The organism is Neobacillus soli NBRC 102451 (genome assembly GCF_001591665.1).
Classification (GTDB): Bacteria; Bacillota; Bacilli; order Bacillales; family Cytobacillaceae; genus Neobacillus; species Neobacillus soli.
In genome coordinates this window covers 25,341-43,189 of the sequence record NZ_BCVI01000018.1, presented here as the reverse complement: position 1 = coordinate 43,189, position 17,849 = coordinate 25,341, and the positions used below count along the sequence as shown (strand labels likewise).

The 17,849-nt window shown below is 39.5% G+C and carries 18 protein-coding genes; 11 read left to right on the top strand and 7 right to left on the bottom strand.

What is annotated here, in order from left to right:
* Positions 1-113 precede the first annotated feature (113 nt).
* The 8 genes from BSO02S_RS06810 to BSO02S_RS06775 all read left to right on the top strand — a co-directional run bounded on the left by BSO02S_RS06810 (position 114) and on the right by BSO02S_RS06775 (position 8,007).
* The gene (locus BSO02S_RS06810; RefSeq protein ID WP_066064391.1) at positions 114-482 is read left to right on the top strand and encodes a coiled-coil domain-containing protein; all 369 of its coding nucleotides are present in this window, start codon (positions 114-116) and stop codon (positions 480-482) included.
* A gap of 119 nt (positions 483-601) precedes the next feature.
* Positions 602-1,555, top strand: a complete 954-nt coding sequence (locus BSO02S_RS06805; RefSeq protein WP_066064387.1) for a WD40/YVTN/BNR-like repeat-containing protein — start codon at positions 602-604, stop codon at positions 1,553-1,555.
* A 19-nt stretch (positions 1,556-1,574) separates the two neighbouring features.
* Entirely contained in the window at positions 1,575-2,594 is a 1,020-nt protein-coding gene (locus BSO02S_RS06800) for a threonine aldolase family protein (protein ID WP_066064813.1), read from the top strand.
* Between the two features lie 352 nt (positions 2,595-2,946).
* Positions 2,947-4,137, top strand: coding sequence for a branched-chain amino acid ABC transporter substrate-binding protein (locus BSO02S_RS06795; RefSeq protein WP_066064384.1), 1,191 nt, complete (start codon positions 2,947-2,949; stop codon positions 4,135-4,137).
* Positions 4,138-4,222: 85 nt separating this feature from the next.
* Positions 4,223-5,209, top strand: coding sequence for a branched-chain amino acid ABC transporter permease (locus BSO02S_RS06790; RefSeq protein ID WP_096190878.1), 987 nt, complete (start codon positions 4,223-4,225; stop codon positions 5,207-5,209).
* Positions 5,210-5,218: 9 nt separating this feature from the next.
* Complete coding sequence (locus tag BSO02S_RS06785; protein ID WP_066064378.1) at positions 5,219-6,514, top strand: branched-chain amino acid ABC transporter permease; 1,296 nt, start codon at positions 5,219-5,221, stop codon at positions 6,512-6,514.
* A gap of 3 nt (positions 6,515-6,517) precedes the next feature.
* Positions 6,518-7,294, top strand: coding sequence for an ABC transporter ATP-binding protein (locus BSO02S_RS06780; RefSeq protein WP_066064375.1), 777 nt, complete (start codon positions 6,518-6,520; stop codon positions 7,292-7,294).
* Between the two features lie 11 nt (positions 7,295-7,305).
* Positions 7,306-8,007 carry an ABC transporter ATP-binding protein gene (locus BSO02S_RS06775; RefSeq protein WP_066064372.1) on the top strand — a complete coding sequence of 234 codons (702 nt, stop codon included), beginning with the start codon at positions 7,306-7,308 and terminating at the stop codon, positions 8,005-8,007.
* A gap of 101 nt (positions 8,008-8,108) precedes the next feature.
* Here the strand turns inward: BSO02S_RS06775 and BSO02S_RS06770 are convergent, their stop codons facing one another.
* The 4 genes from BSO02S_RS06770 to dcuS form a co-directional block, all read right to left on the bottom strand.
* Positions 8,109-8,405, bottom strand: coding sequence for a DUF3243 domain-containing protein (locus BSO02S_RS06770; protein WP_066064369.1), 297 nt, complete (start codon positions 8,403-8,405; stop codon positions 8,109-8,111).
* A gap of 294 nt (positions 8,406-8,699) precedes the next feature.
* Positions 8,700-9,212, bottom strand: coding sequence for a hypothetical protein (locus BSO02S_RS06765; protein ID WP_066064367.1), 513 nt, complete (start codon positions 9,210-9,212; stop codon positions 8,700-8,702).
* 329 nt (positions 9,213-9,541) lie between these two features.
* The gene (locus BSO02S_RS06760) at positions 9,542-10,255 is read right to left on the bottom strand and encodes a response regulator (protein ID WP_066064362.1); all 714 of its coding nucleotides are present in this window, start codon (positions 10,253-10,255) and stop codon (positions 9,542-9,544) included.
* The gene (gene dcuS, locus BSO02S_RS06755; protein WP_066064359.1) at positions 10,248-11,858 is read right to left on the bottom strand and encodes a DcuS/MalK family sensor histidine kinase; all 1,611 of its coding nucleotides are present in this window, start codon (positions 11,856-11,858) and stop codon (positions 10,248-10,250) included. The genes BSO02S_RS06760 and dcuS overlap by 8 nt, the downstream gene beginning before the upstream one ends.
* Before the next feature lie 242 nt (positions 11,859-12,100).
* Between dcuS and BSO02S_RS06750 the strand changes: the two genes are divergently transcribed.
* Positions 12,101-13,351 carry a dicarboxylate/amino acid:cation symporter gene (locus BSO02S_RS06750; protein WP_066064356.1) on the top strand — a complete coding sequence of 417 codons (1,251 nt, stop codon included), beginning with the start codon at positions 12,101-12,103 and terminating at the stop codon, positions 13,349-13,351.
* Between the two features lie 232 nt (positions 13,352-13,583).
* Positions 13,584-14,426 carry an aldo/keto reductase gene (locus tag BSO02S_RS06745; RefSeq protein ID WP_066064353.1) on the top strand — a complete coding sequence of 281 codons (843 nt, stop codon included), beginning with the start codon at positions 13,584-13,586 and terminating at the stop codon, positions 14,424-14,426.
* An 86-nt stretch (positions 14,427-14,512) separates the two neighbouring features.
* On the opposite strand, the gene BSO02S_RS06740 is transcribed toward BSO02S_RS06745, so the two are convergent.
* Positions 14,513-14,950, bottom strand: coding sequence for an Rrf2 family transcriptional regulator (locus tag BSO02S_RS06740; RefSeq protein WP_066064351.1), 438 nt, complete (start codon positions 14,948-14,950; stop codon positions 14,513-14,515).
* A 201-nt stretch (positions 14,951-15,151) separates the two neighbouring features.
* On the opposite strand from BSO02S_RS06740, the gene BSO02S_RS06735 reads away from it, so the two are divergent.
* Positions 15,152-16,024, top strand: a complete 873-nt coding sequence (locus BSO02S_RS06735) for an SDR family oxidoreductase (protein WP_066064349.1) — start codon at positions 15,152-15,154, stop codon at positions 16,022-16,024.
* 161 nt (positions 16,025-16,185) lie between these two features.
* On the opposite strand, the gene BSO02S_RS06730 is transcribed toward BSO02S_RS06735, so the two are convergent.
* Positions 16,186-17,205: an HAAS signaling domain-containing protein gene (locus BSO02S_RS06730; RefSeq protein ID WP_235846877.1), complete on the bottom strand. Its 1,020-nt coding sequence runs from the start codon at positions 17,203-17,205 to the stop codon at positions 16,186-16,188.
* A complete protein-coding gene (locus tag BSO02S_RS06725; RefSeq protein ID WP_066064345.1) occupies positions 17,183-17,530 on the bottom strand; it encodes a PadR family transcriptional regulator in 348 nt (115 codons plus the stop codon). The genes BSO02S_RS06730 and BSO02S_RS06725 overlap by 23 nt, the downstream gene beginning before the upstream one ends.
* Between the last annotated feature and the right edge of the window lie 319 nt (positions 17,531-17,849).

Here is a 17,849-nt window from a genome sequence, read left to right as displayed (position 1 = left end):
CCTTCTAATTATCGGGATAAGGCACTTTTTTTCTTTTTCGATAGATTATTTACTACCTATCGACAAATATTTACATTAATCTGCTATAATCATAAATGAAGGAGGTGAAGATAATGGAAGAGACACTAAAGTTGATATTGGACAAACTTGATAACCTGGATCAAAAGGTAAGCTCGCTGGATCAAAAGATAAGCGCCATTGATCAAAAGGTAAGCTCGCTGGATCAAAAGGTAAACAGCATGGATCAGGAACTAAAAATTCATGGAAAAATGATAAACCATTTAATCGAAACAGTAGCAGCCACGAATGTAAAGATTTCCGAAACGAACGAAAGACTAGACCGCCTTGAAAACAAAGTAGACACTGTCATAGATGATGTTAAAGAAATCAAAACTAATATGGCCACGAAAAATGATCTTGAGTATTATGACCAAATGATTTCCGAACACTCCAGAGAAATTTACAAGTTAAAAAATAATTAAATCACTCCAAAAGAATACCTCACTAAAAACCAATTTCAAATTATCAAATTCCCCGTATTTATTGTTAAAATAGATATGGGGTTTTTATATTTTTTAGCAATTAATAAGGAGCATTAAAAGTGAAAAAGATTTTTTATGGAATAAGCGGTGTAATGATGATTTCCTTAATCATCGCTTTAGTATTTTATCAATATTCATTAGTGCTGGCACCACAAAAGGAAAATAAAGTAACCAAAGATTCAGAACCTCAAACGAATCAAAAGGAACAACCCTTGTATGCTGAACACACCGTTGATTACTCTCTTCAAAACGATGAACTCAAAATAACCTTTGATAAAGGAAATAGTTGGCTTCCCGTTCCAATTATAAAAGATCAATTATTTGAAGGCGAGTATAGCGGGAATAAACAAGAGCCCATTGAAAATAGCTATATCCTTTTAAAAAATCGGACTGCTTTTTTATACTCCGACGGTCCTGACGGGTCCGATAATAAGATATACTTAACGTACACACTTGATCAAGGGAAGCTTTGGCGGGATGCGGTTATCGCGGAACATTATCCATCGCTCCGATTCCGAAAAGTGAATTTTTTAAATGATAATTTTGGCTACTGTTTACTTTCCGGTGATCGAACAGTTTCACAGGAAATGTCCAATGTCTATCTCACCCATGATGGCGGCAAGTCTTGGCGTGAAACGAATCCTTCGAATGTGACAAATTTAGTGAAAGACGGAGGATTTGTCGATGAACAAACAGGTTTTTTATCCTATGGATTTATTAATCCTGAAGAACCTGACCTTTATGTGACGCAAGATGAAGGGAATTCTTGGATGAAGGCCACTATTAATATTCCTGATCAATACCATAAAATTTTTGTCACGGCTGAATTGCCTTTTAAGGAAAAAGACCATTTAGCCGTCCTTATTAATCAAGGACCCAATGGCGATTATAAAGGTGGAAAAGTAAAAGGCAAGTTTCTTTCAAACGATAACGGCAAGACATGGGGGTTCTCCACGGAGGTAAAGCCAAATGAAACGGAACAAGGAGAGACGCTGGCTAACAGCCAAAAATAACGAAGACGGAGGCAACAAAATGTACAGTTTTAAGAACGATTACAGTGAAGGTGCACATCCTAGAATATTGAATGCTTTAGTAGAGTCAAACCTTGTGCAAGAGGAAGGGTATGGGGAAGATCGATTTAGCCAAAAAGCGATGGAACTGATAAAGGAAAGAATGGGACGGACTGACGTAGATATTCACTTTTTATCAGGTGGGACACAAACGAATCTTACTGCTCTTTCCGCTTTCTTAAGACCTCATGAGGCGGCAATAGCAGTTAGTACGGGGCATATTCTTGGGCATGAGACTGGGGCAATTGAAGCGACAGGTCATAAGATACTTTCGATAGAAGCAGAAGACGGGAAACTTACTCCATCGGGCGTGAAAGCAGTACTCGACGCTCATATAGATGAGCATATGGTGAAACCGAAGTTGGTATACATATCTAATTCGACTGAAATAGGTTCTATTTATAAAAGGAGCGAACTAAAGCAGTTAAGTGACTTTTGCCGTGAGAACAATCTTCTATTGTACATGGATGGTGCAAGACTGGGTTCAGCATTGTGTTCCAAAGAAAATGACCTGCAATTAAGCGATCTACCGGTACTTGTGGATGCCTTCTATATTGGTGGAACGAAGAATGGCGCACTTATCGGGGAAGCATTAGTTATTTGCCGTGATTCTCTTAAGGAGGATTTTCGCTATCATCTAAAGCAAAAAGGGGCCATGCTTGCAAAAGGGAGATTATTAGGTATACAGTTTCTTGAATTGTTTCGGGACAATCTGTTTTTTGATTTAGCTATGCATGCGAATAAGATGGCAGAAATGCTAATAGATGGACTAAACCAAGCAAATATTAAATTTTTAACTCCGTCTCCTTCAAACCAAATCTTTCCGGTTTTACCGAATGCCCTGATTACCGAACTGGAAAGCAAGTATGCCTTCCATATTTGGGAAAAGGTCGATTCGGAACACTCCGCCATTCGGCTAGTGACATCTTGGGCAACAAAAGAGGAAATGGTAGAAGCTTTTATTGAGGATATTAGAAAATAAAATATTTTAATAATTGGTGCCTGACAACCAAGATGGATTTGTGATTTAGTCGCTTGTTACTAAAAGAGAAACAGTGGAAAAAGTTAGATAGAAATAAGAACAGGGTTCCTTAGGGAAATCCTGTTCTTTTTTTTAAACAGATAGGAAAGTATAAATTTTGACTTTGAGAATTGTCCAGCTCCAGCGTCCTAGCGGCTACTAACCTTCGCTCTCCGCCCTACGATAAGTCAACATCGGTTCGCTCCGCTCACTGTATTTCCTAATATTGGAATGAATAAAATGTCCTATTTTTTACTTCGGTTAAATATACATAAAGGGGACGAGCATTTTAATAAAAAGGGGGAGGGTCAATATGAGATTGAAAAAATCATTAGCGTTATTGTTAACGGGGGGCCTGGCCGCAAGTATTTTTTTAGCGGGCTGCGGCTCAAAGTCCGGGGATGATGGAAAAAGCAGTGCAAAAGTTATTAAGATTGCTACGCAAACCCCGCTTTCAGGTGGAAGTGCAACCATTGGCGAAGCTATAAAACTGGGTGCACAAATGAAATTAGATGAGGAAAAGAAAAAGTTTAAAGAATTAGGCTTTGATTTGCGGCTAGTCCCTTATGATGATCAGGGAGATCCGAAAAAAGGGGTGGCCAATGCGCAAATAATCGGGGCGGATAAATCCATTTTGGCAGTGGTCGGACACTTTAACTCTGGAGTAGCGATTCCGTCATCAGAGGTTTATGAAAAATATGCGATTCCAATGGTTTCACCGGCTAACTCTGCGGTAGAAGTCACATCGAGAGGATTAAAAACTGTCAACCGTATCGTCGCTCGTGATGACTTCCAAGGTCCTGCCGGTGCTGAATTTGCCGTTAATACATTAAAAGCCAAGAAAATCTTTATCATCCAGGACAAAACTGCCTATGGAACAGGGCTTGCGGAAGCTTTCAAGAAATCGGCAGAAGAAAAAGGTGCTGAGATTCTCGGCTTTGAAGGAATTACCGTTGGAGAAAAAGACTTTAATGGGGTTCTGAACCAAGTCGTTTCCAAAAAGCCTGATTTAGTCTATTTCGGAGGAATCTACGCGGAGGGCGGTCTAATTATTAAACAAGCCCGTGAAAAGGGGATCAAGGTTCCATTCCTTGGCGGGGATGGTTTAGATGCTTCTACCCTGGTTGAAATAGCCGGCGATGCAATCAAAGATACTTATATTACTTCACTCGCCGGGGATTCAACGAAATCAGAAGAAGGTAAGAAGTTTAAAGAGAGCTACAAAGCGAAATTTAACAAAGATACGGAATCCTATTCGGTCTACGGCTATGATACGATGGGCGTCGTATTAAAGGGTATTGAGGATGCCATTAAAGCGAATGACAACAAAATGCCGGCTCGCGCGCAAGTAAGGGATGCCGTTCGTGGTGTGAAGGATTATCAAGGTGTTTTGACAAAAGTCAGCTTTGACGACATCGGCGACAATAATTTTGCGAAAGTGTTTATTTATAGTTTTAAGGAAGCGAAATATCCAGCTGAATTAGTTGGCGAAGTTAGTAAATAAACAAGATTGAAAAGGGTATAACTCATTTTTGTGAGTGAGAATGCCCTTTTCTTCTATGAAAAATTTGGACAAGGAGGGAAAGCCTTTGTTTAACGAGGTACTCCACACAATCCCACAGGTCTTGATCGATGGTCTTACCTTGGGAGCGGTGTATGCCGTTATTGCCATTGGGTACACCATGGTTTACGGGATTTTGGAATTAATCAACTTTGCACATGGAGAAATTTTCATGTCAGGTGCATTTATAGGGACCGCCATTTTACTCGTATTAACGGGAATAGGCTGGGTCTCCTCCCTACCGGCGATTGTGATGCTGATCGCGGTCCTCTTAATTACTGCTGTCTTAACAGGTTTCTTGGGAATGGGAATCGAACGGGTGGCCTACCGGCCATTGCGAAATGCACCTCGGTTAATCCCGCTGATTACGGCCATTGGTATTTCATTCTTATTACAGGATATTGTTCGATTCATTGCCGAATTAAAAAAAGGGAATTACATTGTGACGGGCCCAAGTTTATTTACCCACCAGCTTTCCATTAAAGCCTCATCAGTGAGCTCCATTTTTAATGATGCAACGATTAAAACATCTTTTGTGATTGTTCTTGTTACGGCGGTGATCATGATGATTGGGCTTGATCTCTTTGTTAATCGAACCAAGTGGGGAATGGCAATGAGAGCTGTTGCGCAAGATCGTGAAACCGCCTCATTAATGACCATTAATGTGAATAAGGTAATCTCAATAACTTTCTTTATTGGTTCCGCCCTGGGCGGAGCAACAGGGGTGCTTTTTGCTGTCCAATATGGAACCATTGACCCTTATATTGGTTTTATTCTAGGTTTAAAAGCATTTACGGCAGCGGTTTTAGGCGGGATTGGTAACATTCGTGGAGCCATGTTCGGAGGATTACTGCTTGGCTTATTAGAAATGTTTGCGTCAGCCAATTTAACGCTGTTATCTCACGGAATATTTGGTGCCGAATATAAAGATGTTTTTGCGTTTATCATCTTAATTCTTGTATTACTTTTTAAACCGGAGGGCTTATTTGGCAAACCGGTAACCGAGAAAGTGTAGGTGAGAAGAATGAAGGCACTTTGGAAAAAATATAAACAAAACAAGCTTGCCCAAGGAATTTTTCTTCTTATTTACATTGGAGTCACATCGCTAAGTTTATTTTTAGCACAAAAATCAGTAACTGCCTTCCTGCTTCTATTAGCATCCCTTTTACTATTATATTTTACGAGCTTCAAGAATCTCACCAAATGGTTAATTGCTGGAGTGGTGCTCGTCTTTTTACTTCCCTTTACAGCAAGTAATGGCGATGGCTATCAATCCTATATGGAAGTAGCTACACTTGTTGGAATCTATATTTCGATGGCGCTGGGATTGAATATTGTCGTCGGGATGGCCGGGCTTCTTGATTTGGGATTTATCGCGTTTTTTGCCGTCGGGGCCTACACCTATGGAATTTTTGCGACAGCGCAAGCAAATAATTTTATGCCATTTGGGCATTTTCCACTTTCAGGAGAAAGTTTTTGGATTTTTATTTTACTCGGTTGCTTTGTAGCAGCCTTGTTCGGAGTATTACTGGGAATACCGGTACTGCGGGTGAAAGGAGATTATTTGGCGATTGTTACACTAGGCTTTGGTGAGATTATTCGAATTATCTTTAATAATCTGGACCGCCCGCTTAACATCACAAACGGGGCCATGGGACTCTCTTCTGTGACACCGCCGCGCCTGTTTGGAATGGACTTTATTTACCCAAGTCAATTCTATTACGTTGTGCTGGTCATCCTGATATTTACGATTTTTACGGTCCTTCGTTTTGAACATTCAAAAATAGGCCGTTCGTGGAAAGCGGTTAGGGAAAATGAAATAGCTGCACAGGCAATGGGTGTCCCTTTAGTGAAAACAAAATTAATGGCTTTTGCAATTGGCGCCTCCTTCTCCGGTATGATGGGCGTGGTCTTTGCTGCAAAACAAGCCTTTGTTGATCCGACAAGTTTTACGTTGCTCGAGTCGATTACGATCCTAGTCATGGTCATCTTGGGCGGAATGGGCAGTGTTCCGGGTGTCATCCTTGGTGCAGCCGTTATGACGATTCTAAACCTTCAAGTATTAACGGAGGTAACCAATTGGTTGAATCAACTAAGTACGTCAGGAGCGATTTCCATTCCGGATGCACTGTCTCCTTCAAAGATGCAAAGGATGATTTTCGGATTGCTCCTCATCTTGTTTGCATTATACCGACCCCAAGGGCTCCTGCCGGCTAGGAATCGGAAATATAATGAAAAAGCATTACAAAAGGGAAGCAAGGGGGCTGCCGGTGAAACCATTCCAGAACAATCACCTATCGAGAAGGCTCAGGAGGTGTAGAGTATGTCCATTTTAGAGGTACAGAATTTATCGAAAAAATTTGGCGGTCTGACGGCAAATCAGGATGTATCGATGACAGTAGAGAAAAACTCGATCACAGCCGTTATTGGACCAAACGGGGCTGGAAAAACCACTTTTTTTAATATGATTACCGGTGTTTATCAGCCTACTTCAGGGATTATTTTGCTTGAAAATGAAAAATTAAATGGATTAAAGCCACATGTAGTTTGTCAAAGAGGAATCTCTAGAACCTTTCAAAATATCCGGTTATTTAATGAAATGACGGTACTTGAAAATGTGATGGTGGGCATGCACACCCATTTAAAAGCGGGCCTCTTCGGGATTTTATTCAATCTTCCTACCACACGGAAGGAAGAACTTGCTACAGAAATAAAGGCCTATCAATTATTGGAATATGTCGGACTGGATTCCTTTCTAAATGAAAAAGCGTGCAATTTAAGCTACGGGGCCCAAAGAAGATTAGAAATCGCAAGAGCAATCGCTGCAAGCCCTAAGATTTTATTATTAGATGAGCCAGCAGCTGGCATGAATCCAAAGGAGACCAAAGAGCTTACCCAGCTGATTAAGAAGATGAGAGATGAATTTAATTTAACCGTCCTTCTTATTGAACATGACATGAAGCTGGTCATGGAAATTTCTGAACAAATCTTCGTACTCGATCATGGTGAAAAAATTGCAGAAGGAAAGCCTGAAGACATCCGAAATAATCCAAAAGTGATTGAGGCATATCTAGGATCTGGGGCGGTTCATGCGGGATAGGGGGAAAATCAATGCTTCAATTAAACAATGTTGAAACCTTTTATGGCGGTATTCAAGCGTTAAAAGGAATTGACGTTGCCGTTGAAAAAGGAGAAATTGTCACACTAATTGGCAGTAATGGTGCTGGCAAATCAACCACATTAAAATCTATCAGTGGACTGACAAAAGTAAAAGCAGGAACTATTTTTTATAATGGAACCGATATTTCTAATAAACCGGCTCATGAAACAACACTGCTAGGGATAGCCCATGTTCCCGAAGGCAGAAGGATTTTTCCAAGACTAACGGTCAAAGAAAACTTATTGATGGGAGCCTTCTCGGTAAAAAGTAAACAGGTGATTGAGGAAAGAATGCAACAAGTCTTTCACTATTTCCCCAAGCTTAAGGGTCGGCTGGAGCAAAAGGGGGGCACGATGAGTGGCGGGGAGCAGCAAATGCTCGCGATCGGGAGAGCCCTGATGATGAAACCAGATTTACTGATGTTAGACGAGCCTTCCATGGGGCTTGCACCCATCATTGTCGAACAAATTTTTGAAATCATCAAGGAATTGAACGACGAAGGCATCACAATCCTGCTCGTTGAACAAAACGCCTACCAAGCCTTACAAATCGCCGATCGTGGCTATGTTATCCAAACGGGGGAAATTAAACTCAAAGGGAACGGACATGAGCTGATCACCAATGATGAAGTTCGCGAGGCATACTTGGCGTAACTGCCTAAATTTTAATGTTATAACAATAACAAGAAACCAACCCATTCTTAAGAGAAGGATTGGTTTCTTGTAATAACTGTCTAGTTAAACAAACTTTTTGGTTAATCCTGGACCAATCGTACCAGCATATGTGCCAGCTTGTGCTGCTCTTCCTCGGTTCCCACTTTCCAAAGCTCCTGTAATAGATGTTCCTCAGAATTTTTAGGTGACTGCTTTTTCGCCAAATATGCGGCAACTTTCTGGGCAGAATTGGCTAATTGCTCCTCATCCATTCCTAGTTTTTTTCCTAAATTCACTTTACCACTAAGGAATTCTCGAAAATCATCAAAACTAGTTAAGGCATCACCGTTTTTATACACATGGTTTGCTATTTCTTGATCAGTTACCGGCTTGTCCATGAAAATCACTCCTCCTTAGGGGTTATTTAACATTCATTTATGTGTTTATAAAATACATACCCCGTGTCGACTAGTTAAAACCTAATTTGAGAGGCCATGATTAACTTTTTAGAACTTTGATTAATTTATGGGGGCGTAACGTGGTTTAATAAAATGTTGTTTTCAATTAAAAAAAGGCAACGTACCGGGGGTTAACGGGTTCTCTTTATGGGTACAAAATTGTGAACCGCATCGTAAATAGGGTACATTCACAACCGCTAAGATAGAATCATAAAAATTACCTACAACTCATAGTCACTCTTTTGTATTAGCGATTTTTGACTTATTATTTTTAAAAAAATATAGCACTTCAATCGCTAACAAGATGAAAGATACACCTATAGAAATGGTCATATTTATGACTTCATTTAATTTAATTATTATTCCAATTATGTAGAAGGATGCTACCCTTGACAATGCTAAAGATAGAATGGCATAGATATTTTCGCCCAATAGGTATTTGAAGAACTTTTCAAAAATATTATCAATTGTAAGCCAATAAATAAGAAAAGAAATGCCAATAACAATTAGTTGATTGGTATTTATATTTAATGAAAATATTGTATCAATAATACTTGTGGAACCCATTATAAGAAAAAGAAAAAATGCAAAGACGAATGTGATAATCACTGAAAATAAAATGGCAACGACTATTACAGTTAGTGAACTGTCTTTATTTTCCTCTTTTTTGTTTTCATGATGAATAAACCAAAATAATAAGAGAAATGAAAGAATAAAAATTACAGATAAAAATATTGAAATTTTCAAATATACTCCCCCAATTATTTTGTTGGTTAATACACTGGATTGGGTTGTTTACCTACTAATTCTATTAAGATCAATATTTCTCAAGGGATTCTCGCTTAATATAAAAATACGTAGTTGAGTACTGCTATTTTTAATTGAGAAATTATATACTAAGTCCTATACGATTTACATTGTCTTTTCCTAATTTGCACCTCAAAAGAGAACCCGTTATACTGGGGGTCTGCCGTTTTTTTCTGCTCTTTTGCGAATCGCGGCAAAGAATCCAAGGTTCTTGGTGCCTGCCCCCAGGTCTGCTAAAGCATAATCACAGTGGAAGGCAGGCATTGATTTTAAAGAAATCTATTCACTTGCTCCAGTTTGTCTGCCTTCAGAGTATATAAATTAACGGGTCTCCCAATCCCATATGTTAAGGTTTCTTCGAGGACAGCAAGATTGGTCAAGAATTTCAAATATTTTCGTACCGACACTCTTGAGATAAGGGTGGCCTCGGAGATATCATCGGTTGAAAACTGGCTGTTACCTTTTGACTTGATGACATCGATGACCAACTGCAGGGTACTTGTGGTTAAACCTTTAGGCAGATTATGTATCGATTTTTCTGCTTGTTTTTGATCAGTGCTAAGGATCTGTTCATCTAGGTCTTCCTGCCTTAGTATTTCGGTATTGGCGAAAAAATGGTATTTCCCCTTGTACCGCATCATTGCCTGATAAAACCTGTCAAACTCAAACGGTTTGATTAAATAGTCGACTGCCCCATATCTTAGGGCAGTTTGAATTTTTTCTTTGTCTGCTGCGGCTGTAATCAAGATCACATCGGTTTCCCTGTTTTGCTCTCTAGTAAACTTTAGCAATTCAAGCCCATTAGCACCGGGCATATAAATATCAAGTAGAATAAGATCAACCTGTGTATTTTTAAGAAAATCCTTGGCATCGTTTACGGTATTGACGATTCCTGATAGACAGAACCCTTTCACTTCTTGAAGGAAGCGCTTATTAAACTCAGCAACCATTGGATCATCTTCGACAATGAGGACCTTAATCATTTTCCCACCTCTTTACTTCATAAGGAATTCTTATATGGAATTCAGTCCCAAGTAATAGTTTTGAATCAATCGTTATTTCTCCACCGAGGTTGTGTATGGCATTTGCAGTTAAATAAAGACCATAACCACGGTTTTCCCCTTTTGTTGAGCAACCTTTTTCAAAAATTCTCTTTTGCAGCTCATTAGAAATTCCAGGTCCGGAATCGAGAACTTCAATGGTTAACCATTGATCGGCATAGGTAATATTCAGTTCTAGCGTTTTTTCAAGGCTATCAGCCATTGCCTCGATGGCATTATCAATCAAATTGCCAAGAATGGTCATTAGCTCATACGTTGTCTTTTGATTTGCCGGTTCAGGAATAACAGTCGCACAATTGATTGTAAATTCTACATTTTCTTCCCTGGCATACGATAATTTTCCCATGATAAATCCACCAACAACTGGGTCCTTGAAATACTGAGTGATGTTTCCGTATTCCTGATTTCGAAAGTCTACCAATGTATGAATAAAGTCTGATAGTTCATCGTAAAATTTCATTTGGACCATGCCAAGAATAACGTGAAGGCGGTTCATAAACTCATGTGATTGAGCGCGAAGGGCATCAGCATATGTTCTTACACCAGTTAACTGTTCCGCCAATTGGTTGACCTCAGTCTTGTCCCGGAAAGTTGAAATCGCTCCTACTACCTGGCCATTGACTACAACTGGAACCCTATTGAAAAGGATGGAAACACCATTTATTTTCTGTTCTACATCGAGTTCGGGATTTCCTGTTTGCATAACTTTATCCAATCTTGCCGAAGGCATATAATCATCAATTTTCATGCCTACTGGATTTTGGGAAAGTCCAGCCTTTTGGAAGATGAGTAATGCCGATTTATTTACCAAGGTGATAGTTGAACCACGATCAACCGCAATAATTCCCTCATGGACAGACTGGAGCATGGCACTCCTTTCCACTAGAATTTTTGCAATCGCAAAGGGTTCAAGTCCAAGCAAAATCCTTTTAATATATCTTGCAAGAAAAATAGCGCCAATCACCCCAATCAATAAGCCCAAAACGGTTACAATTAGAATCCTTTGCTGGCTGCGGCCAAGCGATATTTTTACATCTTTGAGGGATATGCCGACTGCCGCCACGCCTATTTGTTCCTTTGCCGTATTGTAAATGGGCGTGAAGGCCCTTACGGATTCCCCTAGAGTCCCATGTGAGATGGAAACATACTCTTTCCCCATAAGTGCTGGCAATTCATCGCCGCCAACAAAATGCTTGCCGATTTCCTTGGGATTGGGATGTGATTTGCGAATCCCATTCATATCCATTACGACAACAAACAAAACGTTTGTGGCAGCTTGAATATCCTTCGTATAATCTTGGATCGCCTTCGTGTTTTGGCTGTTCTCTAATATATCGATGACTATAGTAGATTTGGCAACTGTCCTCGCCACAATCTGTGCCTTCTCCTGATGATTTTTTTGAATACTTTCACTGACATTCTTATTAATAAACAAATCAGTGATTAGCAGCGATGCAAGAACCACTAAACAAACGAAGAAAATAATGACCGTACTTAATTTAAACCTGAATCGTTGATTGTCCACAAAAAACCTCCGAAAAATACTTGCTGCTTTTCTAATGAAAGAAAGATTACTCTTTCATCAACTATAAAATGAAATGGCTTTAAAATAAAGAACTGTTTTCGACTATATCTCTGCTTACTTTAATTACAAAACAATTTATAAAGTTACATTAACTATATTTACTTTTCACAAAATTGTAACATATTGATAAATCTAAAAATTGAAATCGTTTACAGGAAAAGTATCTATTAGGAGGAAAGTGTATGAAAATTCGTTTTAAGAGTCTTACTACTCAAGTGATCCTTGGGATTTTAATGGGGATATTGGTTGGTTTTGTGTTTCCTGATATTGGCTCGCAGTTAAAGGTTATTGCTGATATGTTTATTAAGTTGGTGAAAATGGTTATAGCCCCTATTATTTTCCTTACCATCGTTATTGGGATTGCGGGCATGGGGGATTTAAAGAAAGTTGGCAAAATTGGTGGTAAAGCGTTACTTTATTTTGAAATTGTCTCAACAATCGCTTTGGCGATCGGGATTATTGTTGCCAATATCATTAAACCGGGTAATGGTATTGATGCAAAAGCAGGAGAGGGTGATATCACCAAGTATACGAAGGCGGCTGAGGAGACTAGCCACGGATTCATGGATTTTATTCTCTCCATCATACCTGATAGCTTCCTGGGCGCATTCACGAATGGCCAGCTGCTGCCAGTTCTGCTGCTTGCCGTATTGTTTGGAGTATCACTTGCCCACTTAGGTAAGAAGGGCAAACCAATCATTGAGTTTTTTGAGAAGGTGACCGACGTGTTCTTCGGAATTGTCAATATCATTATGAAGGTTTCTCCATTTGCTGCTTTCGGTGCGATGGCCTATACAATTGGTGAATTCGGAATTGGGTCGCTACTTTATCTTGGAAAACTGATGGGCTCTGTTTACATTACAATGGCCATATTTATTGTCCTAGTTCTTGGCGGTATTGCTAAAATGTTTGGTTTCAGCATCTTCAAGTTTATTGCTTATATTAAAGAAGAAATCCTTCTTGTCATTGGTACATCATCTTCTGAAGCAGCATTGCCTGGTATGATGGAGAAGCTTGAGAAATATGGCTGCTCAAAACCGGTTGTGGGGCTTGTATTGCCAACCGGATATTCCTTCAATTTGGACGGAACATCCATTTATCTTTCCATGGCGGCATTGTTTATTGCCCAGGCATATGGTGTGGACCTTAGCATTTGGCAGCAGCTTACACTTCTTGGCGTGTTGATGCTGACTTCGAAGGGTGCAGCCGGTGTCACAGGGTCGGGCTTTGTAACACTAGCCGCAACATTAACGGTATTCCCGTCGATTCCAGTAGCAGGAATGGCTCTGATCCTTGGCGTTGACCGCTTTATGTCAGAGGCGCGTGCAATCACGAATCTAATTGGTAATGGCGTTGCTACAGTTATCATTTCTAAGACAGAAGGGGAGTTTAATCCTGCCCGAGAAGTTGTTGAGGAGAAAATTGGTGCCTAATTGATAACAATACAAAGCCCAGTCCCTTCATGGTACTGGGCTCTTTTGGCAGAGTTTGAATAACTATGAAATAGTTCAGATTATGGTCAATAATAAGACAGTGCAGGAATGAAATTATCCTGTAGGCCTCAGGTGGATTCCTAATACATTGTGGGGGCAAGGCGCCACCATTTATGAAATTTATTCATAAATATGCTAATCTTAAAATATTACTAAAAAGGAGTGCTTAACTATGAATCATTCAATTCCTGAGATCACACTTAATGATGGGGTTACGTTGCCTGTAATAGGTTTAGGCACATATAAACTTAAGGGAAATGAGGGTGTCAATGCGATAGAAAGTGCAGTTGATATGGGCTATCGACTCATTGATTCTGCATATAATTATGAAAATGAAGGAACTGTAGGTGAAGCCGTTAGACGCACTTCTGTTCCAAGAGAAGAGTTGCGAATCACATCGAAATTACCAGGCCGCTACCAACAGTATGATAAAGCTGTTACTACTATTCAAGAATCCTTATATCGAGCAAATCTGGATTATTATGATTTATATCTTATTCATTGGCCGAATCCTAAACAGGATCAATATGTGGAAGCATGGCAGGCATTAATTGACGCTAAAAAGGCTGGCCTCATTCGCTCGATTGGTGTTTGTAATTTCTTACCTGAACATATCGAGCGGTTAGAAAAGGAAACGGGCATTATGCCAAGCATCAACCAAATTGAATTACATCCATATTTCAATCAAGCAGGGCAAAGAAAATGGCATGAGGAGCATAACATCAAGACAGAATCTTGGAGTCCATTGGCTCGAGCAAGTAAACTATTACAAAATGAAACAATTCAACGGCTTGCTATCGAGCATAACAAGTCCATTTCACAGGTGATTTTACGTTGGCATTATCAACTTGGGGCAATATCCATTCCTAAATCTTCATCTTCTGAAAGACAACTTGAAAATATATCAATCTTTGATTTTTCACTGGATGAAACAGAAATGAGCTTGATTTCAGGATTAACCCGCCCCGATGGCAGGCTTAATAACCAAGACCCTGCTGTATACGAAGAATTTTAACATTTCCCTTTGAAATGGCTTTTTCTTTGGAATGATTTCGACAAAGAAAGCCTGTATCTGGTCTTACTTTAGATACAGGCTTTCTATTAACAGTTCATATTCCCCTTATCTGCAATATCCTTCACAACATCCTCAAGCGTTACGCCTTCCAAGACTTTCTCCATCGCTACTTGAGCAGCAACAAATAATGGTTCAATCGTATTTTGGATATTCCTGCCTACAAGACAATTGGGATTGGGGTTGTCATGTACGCTAAATAACTCATTTTCCTGTACAATATTTACTGCCTTATAAACATCAAACAGTGAAATATCCGACAATTTTTTTGCAAGTTTAGCTCCTGCAATACCTGGATGCACCTCTACTAAACCTGCCTTTTTTAACATACCCATAAGTTTTCTTATCACCACTGGGTTCGTGTTAACACTTGACGCCAAAAATTCAGAAGAGCTTGTTCCTTCTTTATTTAATTCGATGAGAGCTAATATATGAATTCCTACAGCAAACCGGCTGCTGAGAGACATCTTCAACACCATCCCTATGCTCTATATGTTTTTAAACATTTATTTTATCGTGTAATTAAATTGATTACAAGTACATTATACCAAATTACGGACAAAATAGATTATAGGTATTTTAACTGTTGACAAATCAGTTACATGTAACTATTATGAGTACATGTAATCAACTTAGTTACAAAAGATACTCAAATGGGGGGATTTTTAATGAAAATTTTAGTTACTGGAGCTACTGGGAAATTAGGTTCTAAGGTTGTAGAATCATTGTTAAAAGCTATACCTGCAAATCAATTGGCAGTTAGTGTTCGCCATCCAGAGAAAGCCGATGGGCTTCGTTCTCGTGGGGTAGAAGTTCGCCAAGGTGATTTTGACCGTCCACAAACATTAGATACGGCCTTTGCAGGGATTGGTCGTTTATTAATCATTTCTGCGGAAGGTGACAATGAGACAAGAATGATTCAGCATACGAATGCCGTCGAGGCAGCTAAACGTGCAGGAGTTAAATTTATTGCGTACACCAGCTTAGCAAATGCAACAGAAAGCAAGAATATCATGGCGCCGCCTCATGTTGTGACAGAAGCTGCCATCATTAATACAGGTATCCCATATTCGATATTGCGTAACAATTGGTATTTAGAAAATGAAATAGGAAGTATTCAAGGGGCTTTGGCAGGTGCTCCATGGGTAACCTCAGCTGGATCAGGTAAAGTGGGCTGGGCATTGCAGCAGGATTATGCAGATGCCGCTGCTTCCGTACTTACAGGGAACGGTCACGAAAATACTGTATATGAACTTTCTGGTCCGGTATTAACTCAAGAAGAATTAGTATCTGTCCTCGGTGAGGTTATTGGTAAAGAAATTCTCGTACAACAAGGTAATGACGAGACATATGCTGAAATCATGAAGGGGTTAGGTGTGCCTGATTTTGCAATTCCGATTGTAGTAGGAATCCAAGAAAGCATTCGAAATGGTTCATTAGATGTTGAAAGTAAGGATTTTGAAAAAGTTCTCGGCCGTCCTGTTACACCAATAAAAGAAGCGCTCAAAGAAATAGTTAAGGCGCTTTCGAAGGCAAAATAAATTTGAAAATCCGGAAACGTGGAGCATCATGAATTTGATTCATGATGCTCCACGTCATCCCAAAGGTTGTATTGAATAAATATTCATGTGGTTTCCATGGCTAATTATCAATGCAATTAAATGGCGGTTAACGATGGCTATAAAGCGATTTTCTTTACCCATTATCTTATTCTAGCTTTCCGATAACTCTCGAATATTTCAATCATAGTGGTGACAACGAAGGAGGCAACGATGACCCGCCAGATCCATTCCATGGAATTAGCAGCAGCGGAAGAAGTGGTTTCGAACAATTGCGCTGTATAGGGGATGATTGCTTCATTTAGCAAATTCGGATTGCTGGCAATGACGATAAATGTAACTGCGCTCAAACCATGAATAATGGCATTCGCAGTTGCAAGCTTCATTGTCCATTGGGCTGCTTTCCATTTGTAAACAATCAAACCTGCTTCCAAAATGATAAAGATCACGATGAAAGGCCAGTATAACAACAAAGTATCCTGATTAAACAGAGGCATAACGAATTGTAATCCGTTACCATCAATGGATTGATAAATACCAACGAGATGGTCTGCATTGAAATAAGCAATTGACCAAATGGCAGTCCAGATGAAGCCGAACACAACATCTCCTTTTGAAATGGCTTTTTTCTTGGGAATGATTACGACATATTTTAAATCCTCTGGCGTCCATATCATTCTCTTCTTTTTATTTGGCAGATCAGAGTTTGATAAGCCAACTCTCTCTACGAAGACAAAAACAATGGTGAACCAAAAGAAAACTTGGATAAGCACATTTATGACATTGCCGATAATTATCCACACCGATTTAATAGCCACAGAAAGAATGGCTTCCTTACCTGAAAAGAACACAATATTCTCGAAGATATGAATACAGATGGAAATCAAAATGGCCCAGGGGATAACCCTTTTCATTGTCAAAATGTAAATATCATATAGATTCGGTCCAATTAAATACATAGGTGTATCACGATAACTTGCAGCGAGTACTGCCGGATTGCCAAGTTTCGAAAGTGCGTCTTTCACATCTGCTTCCGAATAATTTTCCGGGAGCATATCCTCGATGGTGGACTTTAGCTCCAGGGCGATATCATCCCGTGTCTTAGCAGGTAGCCTTTTTGTTACTTCATGTACATAAACCTTAATCAGATTCAATGTTTTCATCTCCTTGTAATAATGATTTCAGTTCCAGCGTCATCTTTTTCCATTCATCCTTCAATTGCTTATAAACCTTAATCCCGTGGTCACTCAATACATAATACTTCCGCGGCCTGCTTTCAGTTGTGTCCCAGCTGCTTGTCACGAGTTCCTGTTTCTCTAATCTTCGCAGCAGGGGATACAATGTACTTTGCTCGATGGCCACACCGGCATCTTCAAGCCGCTGTACAAGTGAATAACCGTATTGCGGCGTCCGCAATTGACTTAAAACGGCAAGAGTCAGCGTTCCTCTTCTAAGTTCTGTCGTGAATGTATCTAACAATGAACCCATGCGTAGATCACCTCATTTTCTATACTGTATGTCGTACACTATTGGAGTATTACCAACAATGCATAATGTATATTATTCAATGATTAAAAAGATGATTAGGTTTTATAACTAAAAAAACCTTCATCCGCAAAAAAAAGTAACGGAGAAGAAAAGTATTTATTGGTTTGCGGCACAACACAATGCGATTATGTACGGAAGTTAAAGTAATCGTTAATACAAAAAATAAGAAAGCGTGTTTCTTGGAACCGTTGTGGACGGGAATGTTCCTAATTTTGCAATTCTTCTTTTAGGCAGGGTCATTCAGTCGATTGGTGCAGGA

Coding starts and splice junctions, on each gene's coding strand:
- BSO02S_RS06730 (WP_235846877.1), bottom strand. CDS start 17,205: ATGAAAACATTGAATCTGATTAAGGTTTATGTACATGAAGTAACAAAA.
- BSO02S_RS06760 (WP_066064362.1), bottom strand. CDS start 10,255: ATGATTAAGGTCCTCATTGTCGAAGATGATCCAATGGTTGCTGAGTTT.
- BSO02S_RS06800 (WP_066064813.1), top strand. CDS start 1,575: ATGTACAGTTTTAAGAACGATTACAGTGAAGGTGCACATCCTAGAATA.
- BSO02S_RS06780 (WP_066064375.1), top strand. CDS start 6,518: ATGTCCATTTTAGAGGTACAGAATTTATCGAAAAAATTTGGCGGTCTG.
- BSO02S_RS06770 (WP_066064369.1), bottom strand. CDS start 8,405: ATGGACAAGCCGGTAACTGATCAAGAAATAGCAAACCATGTGTATAAA.
- BSO02S_RS06740 (WP_066064351.1), bottom strand. CDS start 14,950: ATGTCTCTCAGCAGCCGGTTTGCTGTAGGAATTCATATATTAGCTCTC.
- BSO02S_RS06775 (WP_066064372.1), top strand. CDS start 7,306: ATGCTTCAATTAAACAATGTTGAAACCTTTTATGGCGGTATTCAAGCG.
- BSO02S_RS06735 (WP_066064349.1), top strand. CDS start 15,152: ATGAAAATTTTAGTTACTGGAGCTACTGGGAAATTAGGTTCTAAGGTT.
- BSO02S_RS06785 (WP_066064378.1), top strand. CDS start 5,219: ATGAAGGCACTTTGGAAAAAATATAAACAAAACAAGCTTGCCCAAGGA.
- BSO02S_RS06750 (WP_066064356.1), top strand. CDS start 12,101: ATGAAAATTCGTTTTAAGAGTCTTACTACTCAAGTGATCCTTGGGATT.
- BSO02S_RS06725 (WP_066064345.1), bottom strand. CDS start 17,530: ATGGGTTCATTGTTAGATACATTCACGACAGAACTTAGAAGAGGAACG.
- BSO02S_RS06795 (WP_066064384.1), top strand. CDS start 2,947: ATGAGATTGAAAAAATCATTAGCGTTATTGTTAACGGGGGGCCTGGCC.
- BSO02S_RS06810 (WP_066064391.1), top strand. CDS start 114: ATGGAAGAGACACTAAAGTTGATATTGGACAAACTTGATAACCTGGAT.
- BSO02S_RS06745 (WP_066064353.1), top strand. CDS start 13,584: ATGAATCATTCAATTCCTGAGATCACACTTAATGATGGGGTTACGTTG.